The 17,058-nt window shown below is 30.0% G+C and carries 21 protein-coding genes; 15 read left to right on the top strand and 6 right to left on the bottom strand.

What is annotated here, in order from left to right:
* The first annotated feature begins 10 nt into the window (after positions 1 to 10).
* A complete protein-coding gene (trxA, locus tag KPL54_RS01420) occupies positions 11 to 328 on the top strand; it encodes a thioredoxin (protein WP_216103932.1) in 318 nt (105 codons plus the stop codon).
* A gap of 142 nt (positions 329 to 470) precedes the next feature.
* Here trxA and KPL54_RS01425 read toward each other — a convergent pair whose 3' ends face one another.
* Positions 471 to 1,340, bottom strand: coding sequence for a LysR family transcriptional regulator (locus KPL54_RS01425; RefSeq protein WP_216103934.1), 870 nt, complete (start codon positions 1,338 to 1,340; stop codon positions 471 to 473).
* A 111-nt stretch (positions 1,341 to 1,451) separates the two neighbouring features.
* On the opposite strand from KPL54_RS01425, the gene KPL54_RS01430 reads away from it, so the two are divergent.
* Both KPL54_RS01430 and KPL54_RS01435 read left to right on the top strand, forming a co-directional pair.
* Positions 1,452 to 2,030: a chromate transporter gene (locus KPL54_RS01430; protein WP_216103937.1), complete on the top strand. Its 579-nt coding sequence runs from the start codon at positions 1,452 to 1,454 to the stop codon at positions 2,028 to 2,030.
* Entirely contained in the window at positions 2,027 to 2,602 is a 576-nt protein-coding gene (locus KPL54_RS01435) for a chromate transporter (RefSeq protein ID WP_216103938.1), read from the top strand. The genes KPL54_RS01430 and KPL54_RS01435 overlap by 4 nt, the downstream gene beginning before the upstream one ends.
* Positions 2,603 to 2,643: 41 nt before the next feature.
* On the opposite strand, the gene KPL54_RS01440 is transcribed toward KPL54_RS01435, so the two are convergent.
* The gene (locus KPL54_RS01440; RefSeq protein WP_216103940.1) at positions 2,644 to 3,207 is read right to left on the bottom strand and encodes a class I SAM-dependent methyltransferase; all 564 of its coding nucleotides are present in this window, start codon (positions 3,205 to 3,207) and stop codon (positions 2,644 to 2,646) included.
* A 223-nt stretch (positions 3,208 to 3,430) separates the two neighbouring features.
* Between KPL54_RS01440 and KPL54_RS01445 the strand changes: the two genes are divergently transcribed.
* The 3 genes from KPL54_RS01445 (at position 3,431) to KPL54_RS01455 (ending at position 5,197) form a co-directional block, all read left to right on the top strand.
* Positions 3,431 to 3,883, top strand: coding sequence for a DUF134 domain-containing protein (locus tag KPL54_RS01445; RefSeq protein WP_216103941.1), 453 nt, complete (start codon positions 3,431 to 3,433; stop codon positions 3,881 to 3,883).
* Positions 3,884 to 3,990: 107 nt separating this feature from the next.
* A complete protein-coding gene (locus KPL54_RS01450) occupies positions 3,991 to 4,818 on the top strand; it encodes an Mrp/NBP35 family ATP-binding protein (RefSeq protein WP_216103942.1) in 828 nt (275 codons plus the stop codon).
* 19 nt (positions 4,819 to 4,837) lie between these two features.
* The gene (locus tag KPL54_RS01455) at positions 4,838 to 5,197 is read left to right on the top strand and encodes a NifB/NifX family molybdenum-iron cluster-binding protein (protein ID WP_216103943.1); all 360 of its coding nucleotides are present in this window, start codon (positions 4,838 to 4,840) and stop codon (positions 5,195 to 5,197) included.
* 91 nt (positions 5,198 to 5,288) lie between these two features.
* Here the strand turns inward: KPL54_RS01455 and KPL54_RS01460 are convergent, their stop codons facing one another.
* Positions 5,289 to 6,296, bottom strand: coding sequence for a YeiH family protein (locus tag KPL54_RS01460; RefSeq protein ID WP_216103944.1), 1,008 nt, complete (start codon positions 6,294 to 6,296; stop codon positions 5,289 to 5,291).
* Between the two features lie 137 nt (positions 6,297 to 6,433).
* Here KPL54_RS01460 and KPL54_RS01465 point away from each other — a divergent pair, with 137 nt between their 5' ends.
* On the top strand, positions 6,434 to 7,309 hold the full coding sequence (locus KPL54_RS01465; protein ID WP_216103947.1) for a LysR family transcriptional regulator: 876 nt from the start codon (positions 6,434 to 6,436) through the stop codon (positions 7,307 to 7,309).
* Positions 7,310 to 7,341: 32 nt separating this feature from the next.
* Here KPL54_RS01465 and KPL54_RS01470 read toward each other — a convergent pair whose 3' ends face one another.
* From KPL54_RS01470 to KPL54_RS01480, 3 genes are read right to left on the bottom strand one after another with little or no spacing between them, the layout of a single operon-like run.
* Positions 7,342 to 7,569, bottom strand: a complete 228-nt coding sequence (locus KPL54_RS01470) for a thioredoxin family protein (protein WP_216103949.1) — start codon at positions 7,567 to 7,569, stop codon at positions 7,342 to 7,344.
* A gap of 29 nt (positions 7,570 to 7,598) precedes the next feature.
* Positions 7,599 to 8,615 carry a permease gene (locus KPL54_RS01475; protein WP_216103956.1) on the bottom strand — a complete coding sequence of 339 codons (1,017 nt, stop codon included), beginning with the start codon at positions 8,613 to 8,615 and terminating at the stop codon, positions 7,599 to 7,601.
* Positions 8,616 to 8,659: 44 nt separating this feature from the next.
* A complete protein-coding gene (locus KPL54_RS01480; protein WP_216103957.1) occupies positions 8,660 to 9,019 on the bottom strand; it encodes an ArsR/SmtB family transcription factor in 360 nt (119 codons plus the stop codon).
* A gap of 312 nt (positions 9,020 to 9,331) precedes the next feature.
* Here KPL54_RS01480 and KPL54_RS01485 point away from each other — a divergent pair, with 312 nt between their 5' ends.
* The 8 genes from KPL54_RS01485 (at position 9,332) to KPL54_RS01520 (ending at position 16,955) form a co-directional block, all read left to right on the top strand.
* Positions 9,332 to 9,832: a GNAT family N-acetyltransferase gene (locus KPL54_RS01485; protein ID WP_216103959.1), complete on the top strand. Its 501-nt coding sequence runs from the start codon at positions 9,332 to 9,334 to the stop codon at positions 9,830 to 9,832.
* 276 nt (positions 9,833 to 10,108) lie between these two features.
* Positions 10,109 to 10,432: an ArsR/SmtB family transcription factor gene (locus tag KPL54_RS01490; RefSeq protein ID WP_216103960.1), complete on the top strand. Its 324-nt coding sequence runs from the start codon at positions 10,109 to 10,111 to the stop codon at positions 10,430 to 10,432.
* 53 nt (positions 10,433 to 10,485) lie between these two features.
* Entirely contained in the window at positions 10,486 to 10,857 is a 372-nt protein-coding gene (gene arsD, locus KPL54_RS01495; protein ID WP_216103965.1) for an arsenite efflux transporter metallochaperone ArsD, read from the top strand.
* A 72-nt stretch (positions 10,858 to 10,929) separates the two neighbouring features.
* On the top strand, positions 10,930 to 12,672 hold the full coding sequence (gene arsA, locus KPL54_RS01500) for an arsenical pump-driving ATPase (protein ID WP_216103967.1): 1,743 nt from the start codon (positions 10,930 to 10,932) through the stop codon (positions 12,670 to 12,672).
* Positions 12,673 to 12,686: 14 nt separating this feature from the next.
* Entirely contained in the window at positions 12,687 to 13,736 is a 1,050-nt protein-coding gene (gene arsB / locus KPL54_RS01505) for an ACR3 family arsenite efflux transporter (protein ID WP_216103974.1), read from the top strand.
* 100 nt (positions 13,737 to 13,836) lie between these two features.
* A complete protein-coding gene (locus KPL54_RS01510; protein ID WP_216103976.1) occupies positions 13,837 to 14,265 on the top strand; it encodes an arsenate reductase/protein-tyrosine-phosphatase family protein in 429 nt (142 codons plus the stop codon).
* A 429-nt stretch (positions 14,266 to 14,694) separates the two neighbouring features.
* A complete protein-coding gene (locus KPL54_RS01515) occupies positions 14,695 to 15,195 on the top strand; it encodes an NUDIX hydrolase (protein WP_216103978.1) in 501 nt (166 codons plus the stop codon).
* A 161-nt stretch (positions 15,196 to 15,356) separates the two neighbouring features.
* Positions 15,357 to 16,955 carry a peptide ABC transporter substrate-binding protein gene (locus KPL54_RS01520; protein ID WP_216103980.1) on the top strand — a complete coding sequence of 533 codons (1,599 nt, stop codon included), beginning with the start codon at positions 15,357 to 15,359 and terminating at the stop codon, positions 16,953 to 16,955.
* Positions 16,956 to 17,058: the final 103 nt, after the last annotated feature.

Raw genomic sequence — 17,058 nt, forward strand, 5'->3', positions numbered from 1 at the left:
AGAGGTTAAAATGATAAAACAAATAAGTGATAAAAGTTTTCATAGTGAAGTATATAGTTCTGATAGGGCTGTAGTTGTAGATTTTTGGGCACCATGGTGTGGACCTTGTAAAATGTTAGGACCTGTTATGGAACAACTTGATAAGGAATATGATGGTAAAATAAAATTTGTAAAGATTGATGTAGATGAAAATCCTGAAATATCATCAAAGTATAGTATCTCAAGCATACCTACAATAATGGTATTCAAGAATAAAGTAGTAGAAGATAAGCTTGTAGGTTTCTCTCCTAAAAATGTGTTAGAGGATAAGCTTAAGAAATATGTATAGGTACTAGTAATATTAAAGTTTATAAAGGTTGAAATGACTCCAATTAAATAGAGATTTCGTTTAAAATACCACACTCCTATAATTGTTATAGAAGTGTGGTATTTTTATTGTTTTTATTTTAGATTATAAAAAAATCACACTGTTATTCTGTGCATAGTTTTAAAAATTCTATAGATGAAGAGGTTAAAAACTTATTTTTATGATAAATAATATAAAATTTGCGTTTTAAATTAATATCCACTACATTTAGTTTGCTAATAGTGCCCTTTTTTATAAAATTTTGAACTAAGCGTAAAGGAAGTATTGCGATACCTAGTCCATTAGATACGCCATTTATAATAGCTTCTGTACTTATGCTTTCCCATATTGGAATAGCAGAAAAGCCATGAAGTAGTAAGACAGAATCAGCAAGTTCGCGTGTGCCACTATTTTTTTCTCTCATTAAAAACTTTTGAGTTTCCAAATCTTTAACCGAAATGACTTCTTTTTTTAAAAGAGGATTATTTAAACTACATATAACTACAAGTTCATCATTTAAAAAACTTTTAGAAATGAGGTTCTTTGAGTGAATTATTCCTTCAATAAGAGCAAAATCTAATTTATTGTCTAATACCAAATTTTCTATTATATCAGAATTATTTATAGTTACAAAGGTTTGAATATTGGGGTATTTAGATGAAAATTGTTTTATATAGTTTGGCATTAAATGAGTACCGATAGTAATACTAGAACCGATTCTAAGGGCCCCAATTGTATCTGAATTTCGAATAGTTGTTTCTAATTCATCAAATAGAGATGTTATGTGAAGAGCATAACTTAATACCATTTTACCAACTTCGGTTAGATAAAGCTTTTTAGATAGACGGTCAAATAGTTTAACACCATAATAATTTTCCATTTTTTTTATTGCGGTACTGATTGCAGGTTGGGAAATATACATTTTCTTGGCAGCTAGTGTAATACTACTATTTTGACAAACAGCAACAAATATTTTCATATGTCTTAAGTTCATATTAATTATACCTCCCCATATATATAACCATTTGGTTATGTATATTATTATATAATAGTATTTTACGTATAGTTTTGCAAGAGTTATAATTGTCATTGGAGGTGGAACTAAATGAAAAAAGACGCGAAATTCTATTTAAAGTTATTTACCTCAACCTTATATTTAAGTTCATTTACCTTTGGTGGAGGCTTTGTTATTATTCCTCTAATGAAAAAGAAATTTGTGGATGAATATAAATGGATTGAAGAAAAAGAAATGCTTGATTTAGCAGCTATTGCACAATCAGCACCAGGTGCAATAGCTGTAAATGCAGCAATAATAGTAGGTTATCGTTTGTCAGGAGTATTAGGTGCTATGATAACGATAATAGGCACAGTATTACCGCCATTAATTATATTATCAATTATATCGGTCGCATACACAGCATTTAGGGATAGTTTAATTGTTAAATATATACTGCGTGGAATGCAAGCAGGAGTTGCAGCAGTTATTATTGATGTAGTAATTAGTATGGCTATTTCCCTTTTTAAAGAAAAAAAATTATTGCCTATTATGACTATGATAGGTGCTTTTATAGCTACATTTATTCTAAACATTAATGTTATTATAATAATTTTAACAAGCGGTATAATGGGAGCTATTTCTATTTATTATTCAAAGCACATAGAAAAAGTCGGTGATTTAAAATGATATATCTAAAAATATTTTGGAGCTTTTTTCAAATTGGATTATTTAGTGTTGGTGGTGGTTATGCTGCTATGCCATTAATTCAAAATCAGGTTGTTACTATACACGGTTGGCTATCAATGAATGAATTTGCAGATGTTATAACAATATCTCAGATGACACCTGGGCCAATAGCTATTAATTGTGCTACATTTGTAGGTACACGAATTGCTGGAATGCCAGGTGCAATCGTGGCAACGATAGGATGCGTTTTCCCATCTTGTGTTATTGTTCTTTTTCTGGCTTATCTATATTACAAATATAAAAGATTATCCATAGTTCAAGGGGTTTTGAATGGATTAAGACCAGCTGTTATAGCAATGATAGGCTCTGCAGGTTTAATTTTGTTAATATTAGCATTCTGGAATGGCAAGGGTATATCAAGTAACCCTGAAAATATAGATGGTATATCGGTGGGACTATTTACGATTGCAATTATTATTCTTAGAAGGTGGAAGGTAAATCCCATTTTTATAATGATTGGGACAGGTGTTGTTGGTTTGTGTATTTATTCAATATGTTACTCCTTTCTATAAAAAATATGATATCAATAAAGGTAGCATATTTTTAAATTCAATTATATTAATTTGAATTTTAGCCCATAATGGTCCATATTTATAAATACATCCTCAAGATGTGCAAAATTAGCGCTAGCACAAATTTTAATCATTTCTTCTTTTGATATCCGATCATTAATAGAGGGACCCATTTCGGTTTCTTTTTTCTCCCAGTCAATAATACAAAGCAGCCCACCCGGTTTTAGAACTCTTCTTATTTCATTGAAGTATTTAGCTTTATTTTCAATCTCATGAATAACATTACTTATAAAGACGTAATCAATTGAAGTATCTTGGATAGGAAAGGAATATTCTTCACTCTTTATAAATTTTATATTAGCAATATTTTTTGCCTTTTCTTTTGCAATATCAATCATTTCAGGCATTATGTCAAGTCCAATCACTTTTCCTTGGTTTAGAATATTAGCTGCAGGGATACTAAAGTATCCTATACCACAGCCTATATCAAGCAAGGTACCTTTATCGCCTAGTTGAAATTTTTTTAAAGTCTCAATAGGTGGCATAAGTTGTCTTCGTTTTGGATTGTCTAGTTTGTCTAAGCTTTTAATATTGAATTTGTGCATCTAAACACTCTCCTTTATATACATCACTATATCCGAATATAATAATATTATATCATAAAATCTTTAAAGTTTATATGTTTGTTATTAGATGTGAAATGGATAAAATATAAAATATTGTTATTTGACATTAATGTTAATACACTGTAAAATTTTATATAGCATATGCCACTGGAAAATAGCATTTAAAAATTCTAAAGAGTATATGAAAAGTGAGGATAATATTATGGCAAGACCAGTGAAGAATAGAAGAGTAGAAAATTTACCAGAATATACGTACTTTGTACCAGCAGGTAGACGCAAATGTGAAATTGAGGAAATACTTATAAAGGTTGAAGAATTTGAGGCCATGAGGCTTAAGGATGTTGAAGATCTAAATCAGGAAGAATGTGCAAAAAAAATGCTCGTTTCAAGACAAACTTTTCAGAACATAATTGATAGTGCAAGGAAGAAGATTGCCATAGCTCTAATAGAGGGAAAAGCTATAAATATAAGTGGTGGAAATTATACAAGAAATATATGTAAATTTGTTTGCAAATCATGTGAGAATACCTATGAAATAAAATATGAAGAAGATAGGAAGATTTGCCCATCATGTGGTTCAGAGGAAGTGACTTGTAATAAACGAAGTAGTTTTTGTCAGAGGCAATGTAATAAAAATACAATCTCTGATAAATAGTTTTATATTTGATTAAACAAGCCTATAATTATTGGCATTTGACAATAAAAAATAATAGTATTATAATATAAATTGAGTATTAGAAATAAAAAACGAGGTGGTAGTATATGGCTGACTGTAAAAGTTGCCCATCAAATGGTGAGTGTGATAATAAAGATACATGTAGCATAGAAAATAATCCATTAAATAAAGTTAAAAATATTATTGGTGTTATGAGTGGTAAAGGTGGTGTAGGTAAATCAACGATATCCGTTCTTATTGCACAGGAACTTAACAAAAAAGGATATAAGGTTGGGCTTATGGATTCAGACATTACAGGGCCAAGTATACCAAGACTATTAGGTATTAAAGATGTTAAACCTTTTATGAATGAATCGGGTATTATACCGGTTAAAACTTCTGAGGGTATTGATGTCATTTCAATGAATTTTCTTGTGGAAAATGAAGACGATCCAGTTATTTGGAGAGGACCTGCAGTTTCTGGTGTTGTTAAGCAGTTTTGGACTGATGTTATATGGGGAGAGCTTGATTATTTAATTATAGATATGCCTCCTGGTACAGGTGATGTTGCGTTAACAGTAATGCAATCAATACCAGTTACAGGTATAGTAATGATTTCAACACCACAGGACTTAGTATCTATGATTGTTGGGAAAGCTGTAAATATGGCACGCAAGCTAGACATCGATATAATAGGATTAATAGAGAACATGAGTTATATTATTTGTCCAGGATGCACTGAGAAAATAAAAATGTTTGATTCAGATAACATAGACGAATTCTTAAATAAAAATGATTTAGATTTACTTGGAGAAATTCCAATGTGTAGAGAAATAGTTAATATTTCTAATGAAGGCGAATACAAGCTAAATGATGAATTAACAGAAATAGCTGAAAATATTATTAATAAAATTATTAAAAAGACAAAAAAATAAAAAGTGGAGGTAATATTTTATGAAAATAGCAATACCTAATAATGGTAGTATGGTGAATCAACATTTTGGAATGAGCAAAAGTTTTGTAATTGTTACTATAGAAGATAAAAAAGTTATAAGTACTGAAGAAATATCAGCAGCTGAGCTTCAACATGAGCATCAAGGATTAGCAGATTTACTCAAAAATCAAGGAGCGACAGTAGTTATTACTGGTGGAATTGGTGGAGGAGCAATCAGCGGGTTAGAACAGAATGGTCTTGAAGTAATAAAAGGAGCATCTGGAGAATATTCAAAGGTAATTGAAGAATATATTAATGGAACATTAGAAAATAAAGATGTAGTTTGCAATCATCATGGAGAACATCATCATCATCAATAAATAGCAGAAAAAAGGGGCACATTGTGCTCCTTTTTTCTGCTATTTATTATGTTGGATGATATAGGTGCTTTTCAATATATCCTTTCAAGTATTAAATTTGTCCAGTAACAAATTGTACTAAAACACTCACGCTAGCTACTGAAACCCATACAATAAAACCTAGTAAAATTGGTCTTATTCCATTACTAACCATTTTCTTAAGATCTGTATTTAGTCCAATTGCAGACATTGCCATTACTATCATAAATTTTCCAGTAGTATTTATGTAGGTTATGCTATTTCCCTTAAATATTCCAAGAGTGTTTAAAAGGGAAGCAACTAAAAACCATATAATAAACCAAGGAAATATTTTTCTGAAACTATAATTCACCTTTGAATTATTTTTGGATTCTTTTTTCTTTTTATAAGCAGTAACAAAGGCAAAAATAAGAGATATCGGTATAATCATAGTAGTTCTTGTGAGCTTAACAATAGTAGCGTAGGCTCCTGCTGCGTTACTATATGCATATCCAGCAGCAACTACGGAAGATGTATCATTTATAGCTGTACCTGCCCAAAGCCCGAAAGCTTTATCTGAAAACCCTAATAGATGTCCAAGAGGAGGAAATATCAACACGGCTATAATGTTAAATAAAAATATGGTAGAAATAGAATATGAGATTTCCATGTCATCTGCTTCGATAATTGGAGAGATTGCAGCTATGGCAGAACCACCACATATTGCAGTACCAACTCCAATTAAGGCTTTTAGTTTATATGGTATTCCAAGTAGCTTACCTACAGCAAATGCGGTTATAAATGATGCTGCAAGAGTAAATATAGTTACTGAAAAAGAGCTTAAACCAGTTTTTAATACCTGAGTAAGACTTAAGCCTGCGCCTAATACTACAATTGCCCAGGTAAGTATCTTTTTTGATGTAAACATAATACCTGGTAGAGTAACTTTGGGTTTACCAATGGTGTTGTTTATAATTATTCCTAATACAATGCCAAAAACAGGTCCGCCTACAATAGGAACTAAATTACCTAATTTCCATGCGGCAAGTGCCAATAATATTGATAAAGCCATTCCTAAAAAATTATTTTTAATCCAATTCATAAAATCAACTCCTAAAATTTAGTACAAATTAATAATAGTATTAAAGGAGTTTTAAAACAAATTAGAATTTGTTATACAAGTATAAGCATTTGTTATAATTGATATTGAGATAACTTTTACAGGAGATGATAATTTATATGGACATAAGGTTAGAGACGTTTATAACTGTAGTAAAAATAAAAAGTTTTACAAAAGCTAGTGAAATTTTAAATATAACTCAACCGGCAGTATCTCAGCACATAAAATTTCTTGAGGTATATTATGGCGTAATTTTTATAAAAAAATGTGGAAAAAGTATAGAATTAACTGAGGAAGGCAAAATTCTTTATAAGTACGCTATTGAATTGGATAGTATTTATAGAAACTTAGAAATAGAATTTAGAAATAAAGATAATATTAATAAAACCTATTATGTAGGTGCTTCAATGACAATAGGAGGTTATATACTTCCTTATATTCTGGCTGAATATAAAAATTGTTATAAAAACATAGATATACTTTTGCAGGTTAACAATACAGAAGAAATACTTAAAAAATTGCTAAATAGAAAAATCGATTTAGCACTAATAGAGGGAAACTTTGATAAAGAAAAATTTAAATATATAAAATATAAAGATGATGAATTGGTGCTTGCAGTATCATATTTACATGAGTTTGTGAAACATAAAAATATAACTTTAGATGAGGTTTTAAAAGGGAAACTAATATTAAGAGAAAATGGTTCAGGGACTAGAGAAATTTTTAAAAATAAACTTTTAGAAATGGACTATGATTTGAAAGATTTTAACCCATACATGGAATTAGGTAGCATAACGGCTATAAAATCTCTTGTGGAAGCAAATTTAGGATATTCTATAATATCAAAAGAAACAGTGAAAAAAGAAGTGGAGTTAGGTATTATAAAAATAATACCTATTAAAGGGCTTAAGATATTTAGAGAGTTCAATTTTGTATATCTAAAAGACAGTGATGAAGATTTTGTTAAGACTTTTATAGGGTTTTGCTTAAAATAAACGCGTTATTTAATAGTGTTTTTAGTGCTTAATTATAAATGTTTTTTAATTTCATCAGCTGAAGGTACTCTTCCCATAATTTTCACCTTTTCATCGACTACTAGAGCAGGCGTTTTCATAACTCCATAAGCCATGATTTCTTTAAAATCAGTAACCTTTTCTATAGTTGCCACAATACCTAACTCCTCTATTGCCTTTCTTGTATTTTCCTCTAGTTTTTTGCAATTAGAACATCCTGAACCTAAAATTTTAATTATCATAATATTTCTCCTTTATAATTTATTATTTTTTAAACAAATAAGAATGAAAATGCATTGAATAAATATCCTATTATAACTATACCCGTTGCAACTATAGCTACAAATATAGCCAATAATTTAGGTTTTACAACTTTACTAAGCATAATTATCGATGGAAGTGAAAGTGCTGTTACTGCCATCATAAAGGATAACACTGTACCAATGCCTACCCCTTTTTGGAATAATGCTTCTGCTATTGGTAATGTGCCAAATATGTCAGCATACATTGGTATACCTACTGCAGTTGCTAGTAAGACTGCAAAAGGATTGTTATTTCCAACTACAGTTTCGATTATTGATTGAGGTATCCAATTGTGAATCGCAGCGCCAATACCAACACCTATTAAAACGTATAGCCAAACTTTATGAATCGTATCTTTAACCTGTTGTTTTGAGTAAGATATTCGTTCAGGTCTTGTCATATCAATTACTTCTACATCCACATCTTTTATTTCTTTTACATAACCTTCTACATATTTTTCAAGATGTAAATTATCAATAATAGTTCCACCAATAACAGCTAAAATCAATCCTACAACAACATAGGCTATAGCAATCTTAGCACCAAAGAAAGACATTAAGATCAATAAAGATGCCAGATCTACGAGTGGTGAGGATATAAGGAAGGAAAAAGTTATTCCAAGTGGAAGTCCTGCTGAGTTAAATCCTATAAATATTGGGATACTAGAGCAACTACAAAATGGTGTAATGGTTCCAAGTAATGCTCCTAATATATTTCCCTTTATGCCCTTAATATTTCCAAGAATTTTTTTTGTTCTTTCTGGTGGAAAATAGCTTTGAATATAGGATATAAGGAAAATCAACACTGATAACAGTATAAATATTTTTATAGTATCATAGATAAAAAAGTGTACGCTTCCACCAAGTCTTTCTTTAATAGATAGTCCAAATACGTTTTCTACAAAGCTTTGAATAATATTTGAGAGCCAAGTCATTTTTAAAATCTCATTATTCAGCCAAGTAAATATTTGCGATATTACATTCATTATTGTCACCTGCCTGCATAATATTTTGAATTATTGATATAAAATTAGTTATTAGTATTACATTTAGTTTTAAATATTTCAATGTATTGATCACCCTTATTAAGTTTTTTTAGATCCTTTTGAATCGTTGCGTAATTTTCTGAATTTGAAATTATTTTTTCTAATAGTTCGTTTAGAAGTTTATTATCCTTGTTAATATAATAATATATAAACTGTTCTTGCCTTTCATCTTTTACAAAGCCCATATCTCGAAGCTTAGCTAAGTGTTTTGAAATCTTAGGCTGAGATTCTTCTAATATTCCTTGTATTTGGCATACACAGAGTTTTTTATGATATAACAGGACTAAAATTCTAAGTCTAGTTTCATCGGATAAAACTTTAAATAAATTTGTTAATTTTTCCATTGATTTCACATCCTTTAAGTTAATTATGATAATGCTATACTTATATGCCCATGTGAGTATATAAGTATATTATTCCTTAGGAACTTCTTTGTCAAGTAATTATTTAAATTTTTTAATAAGGATCTTGGTTAGAAATCTTGCTTTATTTGAGAAAAGTAAATCTTGTTGTTGTGGTGTAAAATTATTATAATGAGGTAATTAGTTTAGTTCCTGGAGATATGAAGGATAAATACAGAAGTACAAATATACAAATGGCTGATAGCACTTTTGCAGGAGCGTTAGTAAAAGGAATAAAATAAGGGAGGAAATAGTATGGATTATAAAATTGATGAAATGGTATCGTCAGATTGGAAGCAGGTATCAAATATTTATCTTGAAGGTATTAAAACAGGTAAAGCAACTTTTCAAACTGAAGTACCTACCTTTGAAGAATGGAATAATGGACATGTGAAGTCATGCAGATTAGTAGCTCGATTAGGTAATGATGTTTTAGGATGGGGAGCACTAAGTAAAGCTTCAAGTAGATGTGTTTATAAGGGAGTAGCAGAAGTTAGTATATATATTGGACAAAATCATAGAGGTGAAGGAATAGGGAGAAATCTTTTAAAAAGTTTGATTGAATTATCAGAAGAAAATGGGTTTTGGACTTTGCAGTCCGGAATTATAAGAGAAAACATTTCAAGTATAAAATTACATGAAAAATGTGGGTTTAGGGAAATTGGAAGGAGAGAAAAAGTTGCTAAAATGAAAAATGGTGATTGGCACGATGTAGTTTTTATGGAACGTAGAAGTACTGTAATTGGAATAGATTAATCTTCATCATAATAATTGTTTATAACCTGAGGTATAAGGCAAACCATATTATCTAATATGATTTGCCTTTTATAATTATAGTATTAGATTTTTTGAATGTCTAGGTTATTTTAGAAAAATTATGGGAACACTTAATGAGGTAATGAATAAAATGTATATATAGAAGAATGTAAATATAATGATAAATATATAGTGAATATATATTAGTATATTGACATAACATAGACAGAGGTGTATATTATATATAGATAAGCTTGAATGTAAAGGGGTAATGAAGTGAAAAACAATTATGAGGATAATGCAAAAATCATTAAAGCACTTTCAGATGCTAGTAGACTTAAAATAATTGACCTTTTGTCTTGTGGGGAAAAGTGTGCTTGTGATATATTAGAGCATTTTGAATTTACACAGCCAACACTTTCTCATCACATGAAGGTATTAGTTGACAATGGAATTGTAAAATGCAGAAAAGAGAAACTATGGAGTTACTACTCACTAAACAATAATAACTGTAATAAACTTATATTATTTCTTATGAATCTTGTTACAGATAAAGATGAATGTATATGTAATGATAAGACTAAAAAAGAATGTGAATAATAAATAAGTAGGTGTAGCGTGCGCTACACTAAATATTAAGAGGAGTGTTTTATATGAAAAAAATGATAATATTTGAACCAGCTATGTGTTGCTCAACAGGAGTTTGTGGACCAGGAGTTGATAGACAACTATTAAGGGTTTCTTCGATAATAAATAACTTGAAAAACAATGGTATTTTAGTTGAAAGATATAACTTGTCTAGTAACCCACAGATGTTCGTTGATAATAAAACAATAAATAAAATGTTAAATGATGAGGGGGTAGATGTGCTTCCAGTCACAATGGTGGATGATGTTGTTGTAAAAACAAAGAAATATCCAACGGATGAAGAGTTCGCCAGTTTATTAGATTTGCCAGTAAGTTCACTAAAATCAGTTATAAAAAAACCATCAAAAGGCTGCGGTTGTGATGGTGGATGTTGCTAATATGATTTAAAAAAATACATTAGAATTAAATACAGAAATAGCGTAATAATAAAACTGGAGGTGTTTAATAGCATGGAAATTTTTAATCCGCAAAATATTAAACTTACAAAATATTTATTTTATACAGGTAAAGGTGGCGTAGGAAAAACTTCAACAGCTTGTGCTACGGCAGTTAATCTTGCTGATAGAGGAAAAAAAGTGCTCCTTATAAGTACCGACCCTGCATCAAATTTGCAGGATGTTTTTAATACAGAACTTACAAATAAGGGTGTTCCAATTAAGGAAGTACCAAATCTTATTGTTGCTAACCTTGACCCAATTAAAGCCGCCGCTGAGCATAGAGAAAGTGTAATTGCACCTTATCGTGGCAAATTACCTGATGTTGTTCTTAAAAATATGGAAGAACAGCTTTCTGGTTCATGTACTGTTGAAATTGCAGCATTCAATGAATTTTCAAAATTTATAACAGATGAAAAACTCCAAAAGGATTATGATCATATTATTTTTGATACTGCACCAACTGGTCATACACTTAGAATGCTTCAATTACCCTCAGCATGGAGTAGCTTTATTAGTGAAAGTACACATGGCGCCTCATGTTTAGGTCAGCTTTCAGGACTTGAGAGTAAAAAAGAAATATATAAAAAGGCAGTAGAAACCTTAGCAAATGGAGATTTAACAACACTTGTGCTTATTTCTAGGCCGGAGATTACACCACTTAAAGAAGCAGAAAGAGCATCAAAAGAATTATCTGAAATTGGTGTAAATAATCAAACAATGATAATAAATGGTGTAATGAGTTCTTTTGATGATAGTGTATCTGAAAGTCTATATAAAAAACAACAAAAATCTTTAGGTGAAATGCCAGAGGGTCTAAAAAAAATTAAGACCTACATGGTACCACTAAGAGCTTACAATATAACAGGTATGGATAATGTGAGGGCACTTCTTACCAAGGATAATTATAGTGTACGTCGTGAGAAAATAAATGCAAAAACCATTCCAACGCTAAAAGATGTTATTGAAGATTTATGCAAAGGCAATAAAAAAGTAATATTTACTATGGGTAAAGGTGGTGTAGGTAAAACTACAATTGCAGCAGCTATTGCACTCGGATTATCAGCAAAGGGAAAAAAGGTACACCTTACTACAACTGATCCTGCAGCTCATCTTAAATATGTTATTAAAGAAAACAGTAATATCACTATGAGTCACATTGATGAGCACGCTGAGCTTAAAAAGTATCAAGATGAGGTCCTTTCAAAAGCTAGAGAAACTATGGCATCCGAAGATATTGCATATGTTGAGGAGGATCTTAGATCTCCATGTACTCAGGAAATTGCAGTATTTAGAGCATTTGCCGAAATAGTTGATAAAGCAGAGGATCAAATTGTTGTTATAGATACGGCTCCAACAGGGCATACTTTATTGTTACTTGATTCAACTCAAAGTTATAACCAAGAAATTAAACGCTCACAAGGGGATATACCTGGATCTGTTAAAAAATTATTACCAAGACTCAAAAATGCAGATGAAACTGAAGTTATAATAGTGACTCTTGCTGAAGCTACACCAGTATATGAAGCCATGCGTTTAGATGAAGATTTAAAACGTGCAACTATTTCAACTAAATGGTGGGTTATTAATTCATCGTTATACAAGACAGGTTCAACCAATAAGTTACTAGCTGCAAAAGCAAGTAATGAAATTGAATGGATTAACAAAGTTGATGCACATGCAGAGGGTAAATTTGCAGTTATTCCTTGGAGCCCTGATGAGATTAAGGGTGATAAGTTAAATGAATTATTAGAATAAAAGGGGGATTTAATATGGATACAAGACCAAGACTATCATTACTTGATAGGTTCTTAACCTTATGGATATTCCTTGCAATGGCAGTGGGTATTTTATTAGGCTGGGCAGTACCGGGAGCATCAGTTGTTTTATCAAAACTATCAGTGGGTAATACATCAATACCTATAGCAATTGGACTAATAGTAATGTTATATCCGCCACTTGCAAAGGTTAATTACAAACAACTTGGAAAGGTATTTAAAAATCCAAAAGTTTTAAGTTTATCTTTAGTACAAAACTGGATTATTGGACCAATATTAATGTTTATACTTGCAATAGTCTTTTTAAGGTCAGATCCAGGTTTGATGACAGGACTTATATTAATAGGTGTTGCAAGGTGTATTGCTATGGTAATAGTCTGGAACCATTTAGCAGGTGGAGATAGTGAATATGCTGCAGCACTCGTAGCTTTTAATTCAATATTTCAAATAATATTCTATTCAGTATTTGCATATGTTTTTGTAACGGTATTACCACCGTTATTTGGACTTACTGGGTATAAAGTTAATATTTCAATGGGAGCGGTAGCCTCATCAGTTGCAATTTATTTAGGAATTCCATTTGCGCTCGGATTCCTAACAAGGGCATTTTTAGAACCTAAAATGGGAACTGAGTGGTATACAAAGAAGTTTGTTCCAAAGATTAGTCCATTCGCTTTAATTGCATTGCTATTTACAATAGTAGTTATGTTTACTTATAAAGGACAATATATAGTTGAACTTCCTTTAGACGTAATTAAAGTAGCTATTCCACTCCTAATTTACTTTGTTATTATGTTTTCAGTGTCATTCTATATTAGTTATAAATCTGGAATTGATTATAAAAGAACAGTAACACTCGCTTTTACAGCTGCAAGTAATAATTTTGAGCTTGCTATCGCAGTTGCAGTAGCCGTATTTGGAATACAATCCAAGGAAGCTTTTGCAGCAGTTATTGGACCACTCGTTGAGGTGCCGGTAATGATAGGTCTAGTTAATGTAGCATTACATTGGAAAAAGAAGTATTTTCCAAAAGAGAAAGCTTAATTTTAGTATATTAACCAAATGAATTTATCTTCCCTCAGGCTAATTAAAATAGCTTTGAGGGGAATTATAAATTACTATATATATGAAGGAGAATTATATTATGAAAACAAAGGTAGCATTTATTTGTGTTCACAATTCTTGTAGATCTCAAATGGCAGAGGCTCTTGGAAAAAAGTTTGGGTCATCTGTGTTTGAATCATATTCTGCAGGAACTGAGACTAAACCTCAAATTAATCAAGATGCAGTTAGAATAATAAATGATTTATATAAAGTAGACATGAATGAGACTCATTCTTCAAAATTAATTGATGATATACCAGAGGCCGATATTGTAATAAAAATGGGTTGTAATGTAGTTTGCCCAATTGTGGCACATAGGCACGAGGAAGATTGGGGACTCGCCGACCCTACTGGAAAATCTGACGAGGAATTCATAAAAATAGCTAAGAAAATTGAAGAGAAAGTTAAGGATTTAAAGAAAAGAATAGAAAACAATGAAATTAATTTAGATGCTGAAATGTCGTTATAGTAATTTATAAATAAAATGGTAATTCACAAATAACATCGGTTTAATGTCGGTGTTATTTTTTTTGTTGTTTTAGAAGATTAAAGAAAAATTAATATGTTTGTTATAGAAAAATATAGGATTAGTTTAACGACATTTTAGAAGGAAAGTTTCCCATTTATATAAGTGAGAGTTACATACTTTAATAAATAGAAAACTTCAGTTAGAGTATAAATCTCCTTCTGAAGTCGTTAATATTGCAGCTCCGCAGGAGATGATTTAACTTATTATACAAATTAAGAAGGAAATAATTGAAGGGTGTAGAAAATGTGTTATTAGAATATTATATGTATTGCAATAATACGATACATACAAAATTGTAAAATAATGCTGCGTATGAATTATTTATAAACAACTCGATAAATCATAATTTGAAAGGTAGATGAAACATTAATGGTAGAACATTTTGCAAGACCAGCAGTTAGTGTAATTTTAAAAAAACACGTAAATAAAAAGGACTTTATTTTAATACAAGAGCGACAAAAAGCAGATGGTGGGAAAGAAAATGGTATGTTAGAAATACCTGGTGGTAAAATTAGAGAATATGAAAATATATTTAGTGCATTACGTCGTGAAGTGAAAGAGGAAACTGGAATGAATGTAACAATTATACACGGCGAAGATGAGGTTATTGAAACAATTGTAAATGGTAATAAAACAATTAGTTTTACACCGTTTTGTACTACTCAAAACCTATCAGGTGCTTATTCTCTTATAGTCAATGTATTTATATGTGAAGCCGATGGAGAGTTATTAGTTGAAACAAATGAAACCCAAAATTTAAGATGGGTAAATATTGAAGAATTAGAAAACATGGTAAATGATAACGCGGACCAATTTTTTCTTATGGATGTTACTGCATTAAAAAAATATTTTAGCATATATACAAATTAACAAGAAATTTATGGTATATGATGACTATTTTGTAGATAAAAGAAATAAGTAAACTTGAATAATTCATATATTAAAAGTTAATACTTCTAAATAAGGTGCATAAAAATAGTCGAGGATATGGATTTGCTATTTGTTTAGATGCACCTAAGGTGGGGGTAAGTATGAAAAAAATGTTATGTGTAATTTTAATCTTTATGATAATGTTTACTAGTGGATGTGTTCAAAAAAAAGTGACAACTTCTATATCTAGAAAATATATAGTTTACAACTTAGGAGAATTACCATCAGATTTGTTAATGGTAGATAATGATAATATTCGGGAAAAAGACTTGTTATTAGTTTTATTTGAAGGATTAGTAAGAGAGGATAAAGATGGCAAAATAGTGCCTGGAATGGCAGAAAAATATGAGATTTCAAAAGATAAAATAGGTTATACATTTAAATTAAGAAAGGATCTCCATTACAGTGATGGGACAGATATAAAAGCTACAGATTTTGTAAGATTTTTTCATGATATTTTGTTGGAAAAAGGAAACAATTTTTCAGAGCAACTATATTGTATATTTGGAGCTAAAGATTTTAGTATGGGAAAAGTAGCGTTTGATAAAGTTGGTATAGTAGCATCAAAGGATAAGTTAAGTCTAGAGATAAGGTTAAATAGCCCAAAGGATAACTTTATTAATATCCTTAGTAATCCAGTTTTTACTTTAAGAGATGATAGTACGAATATGAAAAATTGGAAAGACAACTATAAGCAAATTGAGTATAGCGGTCCATTTATTATAAAAAATATAAATAAAGATGGTGAAATAACATTACTAAAAAATCAAAAGTATTGGAGGGCAAATAAAATTGTTAGCAGTGAAATGTTGTTTACGTCAGTAATCGGAGATGAGAAAGCACTTGCTAACTTTGAAACTAATGGAGATAGTGCAAACTCAAAAATTGATGTCTTTGTAAGCCCACCAATAAGTGAAATAAGTACTCTCAGTGATGAAAAGAAAACTGAAGTTAAACCTACACAAAGTAGGTATTATATAAATTTTAATTTAAAAGATAAAGGACTAGTAGACCAAAACTTTAGAAATGCAATAAATGAAATAATAAATAGAAAATTAATAATAGAAACTTTATCAGAAGACTTGGCGGTTCCGACAATGAACTATACCCCTTATACTAGTCTTAATGATAATAGTGATAAATTAATTTTTGATAAATCTCGAAATAAAATTAAAGGCCAAGAATTTTTAAAAAATAGTACTTATGATAAAAAACAAAAATTAGTTATGGTGTATGAAAATAAGAATTTTGATAGTAAGATAAGTGGAGAAATAGCTAAAAGTATCAAAAAATATTTAAATATAGATGTAGTTTGTACTGGTTATAAAAAAGAAGAACTTAAAAAAGTAGTAAATTATGGGAATTACAACATAGTATTTACAGGAAATGATGAAGAATATGGAGACGGTTATAAGTTCTTTTCTAAGTGGACAGCTAATTCAAAAGATAATATATATGGATATAAGAATGCAAATTATGATAAAACTATAAACAAAGCATTGATGGAAAACAATAATAATAAAAAAATAACAATTTATAATCAGGCACAAAAGATACTCGAAAAAGAGTTACCATGTATACCTGTGTATATAGCAAATACAGTGATATGTAAAAAAGAAAACATTAAAGATATCTACACAACTAAAGGTGGAAATCTAAAATTCGATTATGCTTATAAGGATAATGATGCTACAAAATAATATATAATAATTTTTAAAAGCTTAACCTAAATGTATTAATCATAAATTTTAGAACTTTTTTATACTCTGGTTTTAGATAACTAAGATTTTTTCTCGGATTATG

The organism is Clostridium estertheticum (assembly GCF_018861295.1).
GTDB classification, from domain to species: domain Bacteria; phylum Bacillota; class Clostridia; order Clostridiales; family Clostridiaceae; genus Clostridium_AD; species Clostridium_AD estertheticum_D.

What these genes read in the sequence shown, in the direction of transcription:
- KPL54_RS01440 (WP_216103940.1), bottom strand. Translation starts at nt 3,207, where the DNA reads ATGCACAAATTCAATATTAAAAGCTTAGACAAACTAGACAATCCAAAA.
- KPL54_RS01520 (WP_216103980.1), top strand. Translation starts at nt 15,357, where the DNA reads ATGAAAAAAATGTTATGTGTAATTTTAATCTTTATGATAATGTTTACT.
- KPL54_RS01460 (WP_216103944.1), bottom strand. Translation starts at nt 6,296, where the DNA reads ATGAATTGGATTAAAAATAATTTTTTAGGAATGGCTTTATCAATATTA.
- KPL54_RS01435 (WP_216103938.1), top strand. Translation starts at nt 2,027, where the DNA reads ATGATATATCTAAAAATATTTTGGAGCTTTTTTCAAATTGGATTATTT.
- KPL54_RS01485 (WP_216103959.1), top strand. Translation starts at nt 9,332, where the DNA reads ATGGATTATAAAATTGATGAAATGGTATCGTCAGATTGGAAGCAGGTA.
- arsD (WP_216103965.1), top strand. Translation starts at nt 10,486, where the DNA reads ATGAAAAAAATGATAATATTTGAACCAGCTATGTGTTGCTCAACAGGA.
- KPL54_RS01465 (WP_216103947.1), top strand. Translation starts at nt 6,434, where the DNA reads ATGGACATAAGGTTAGAGACGTTTATAACTGTAGTAAAAATAAAAAGT.
- arsA (WP_216103967.1), top strand. Translation starts at nt 10,930, where the DNA reads ATGGAAATTTTTAATCCGCAAAATATTAAACTTACAAAATATTTATTT.
- KPL54_RS01450 (WP_216103942.1), top strand. Translation starts at nt 3,991, where the DNA reads ATGGCTGACTGTAAAAGTTGCCCATCAAATGGTGAGTGTGATAATAAA.
- KPL54_RS01425 (WP_216103934.1), bottom strand. Translation starts at nt 1,340, where the DNA reads ATGAACTTAAGACATATGAAAATATTTGTTGCTGTTTGTCAAAATAGT.
- arsB (WP_216103974.1), top strand. Translation starts at nt 12,687, where the DNA reads ATGGATACAAGACCAAGACTATCATTACTTGATAGGTTCTTAACCTTA.
- KPL54_RS01475 (WP_216103956.1), bottom strand. Translation starts at nt 8,615, where the DNA reads ATGAATGTAATATCGCAAATATTTACTTGGCTGAATAATGAGATTTTA.
- KPL54_RS01515 (WP_216103978.1), top strand. Translation starts at nt 14,695, where the DNA reads ATGGTAGAACATTTTGCAAGACCAGCAGTTAGTGTAATTTTAAAAAAA.
- KPL54_RS01470 (WP_216103949.1), bottom strand. Translation starts at nt 7,569, where the DNA reads ATGATAATTAAAATTTTAGGTTCAGGATGTTCTAATTGCAAAAAACTA.
- KPL54_RS01510 (WP_216103976.1), top strand. Translation starts at nt 13,837, where the DNA reads ATGAAAACAAAGGTAGCATTTATTTGTGTTCACAATTCTTGTAGATCT.
- KPL54_RS01455 (WP_216103943.1), top strand. Translation starts at nt 4,838, where the DNA reads ATGAAAATAGCAATACCTAATAATGGTAGTATGGTGAATCAACATTTT.
- trxA (WP_216103932.1), top strand. Translation starts at nt 11, where the DNA reads ATGATAAAACAAATAAGTGATAAAAGTTTTCATAGTGAAGTATATAGT.
- KPL54_RS01480 (WP_216103957.1), bottom strand. Translation starts at nt 9,019, where the DNA reads ATGGAAAAATTAACAAATTTATTTAAAGTTTTATCCGATGAAACTAGA.
- KPL54_RS01430 (WP_216103937.1), top strand. Translation starts at nt 1,452, where the DNA reads ATGAAAAAAGACGCGAAATTCTATTTAAAGTTATTTACCTCAACCTTA.
- KPL54_RS01445 (WP_216103941.1), top strand. Translation starts at nt 3,431, where the DNA reads ATGGCAAGACCAGTGAAGAATAGAAGAGTAGAAAATTTACCAGAATAT.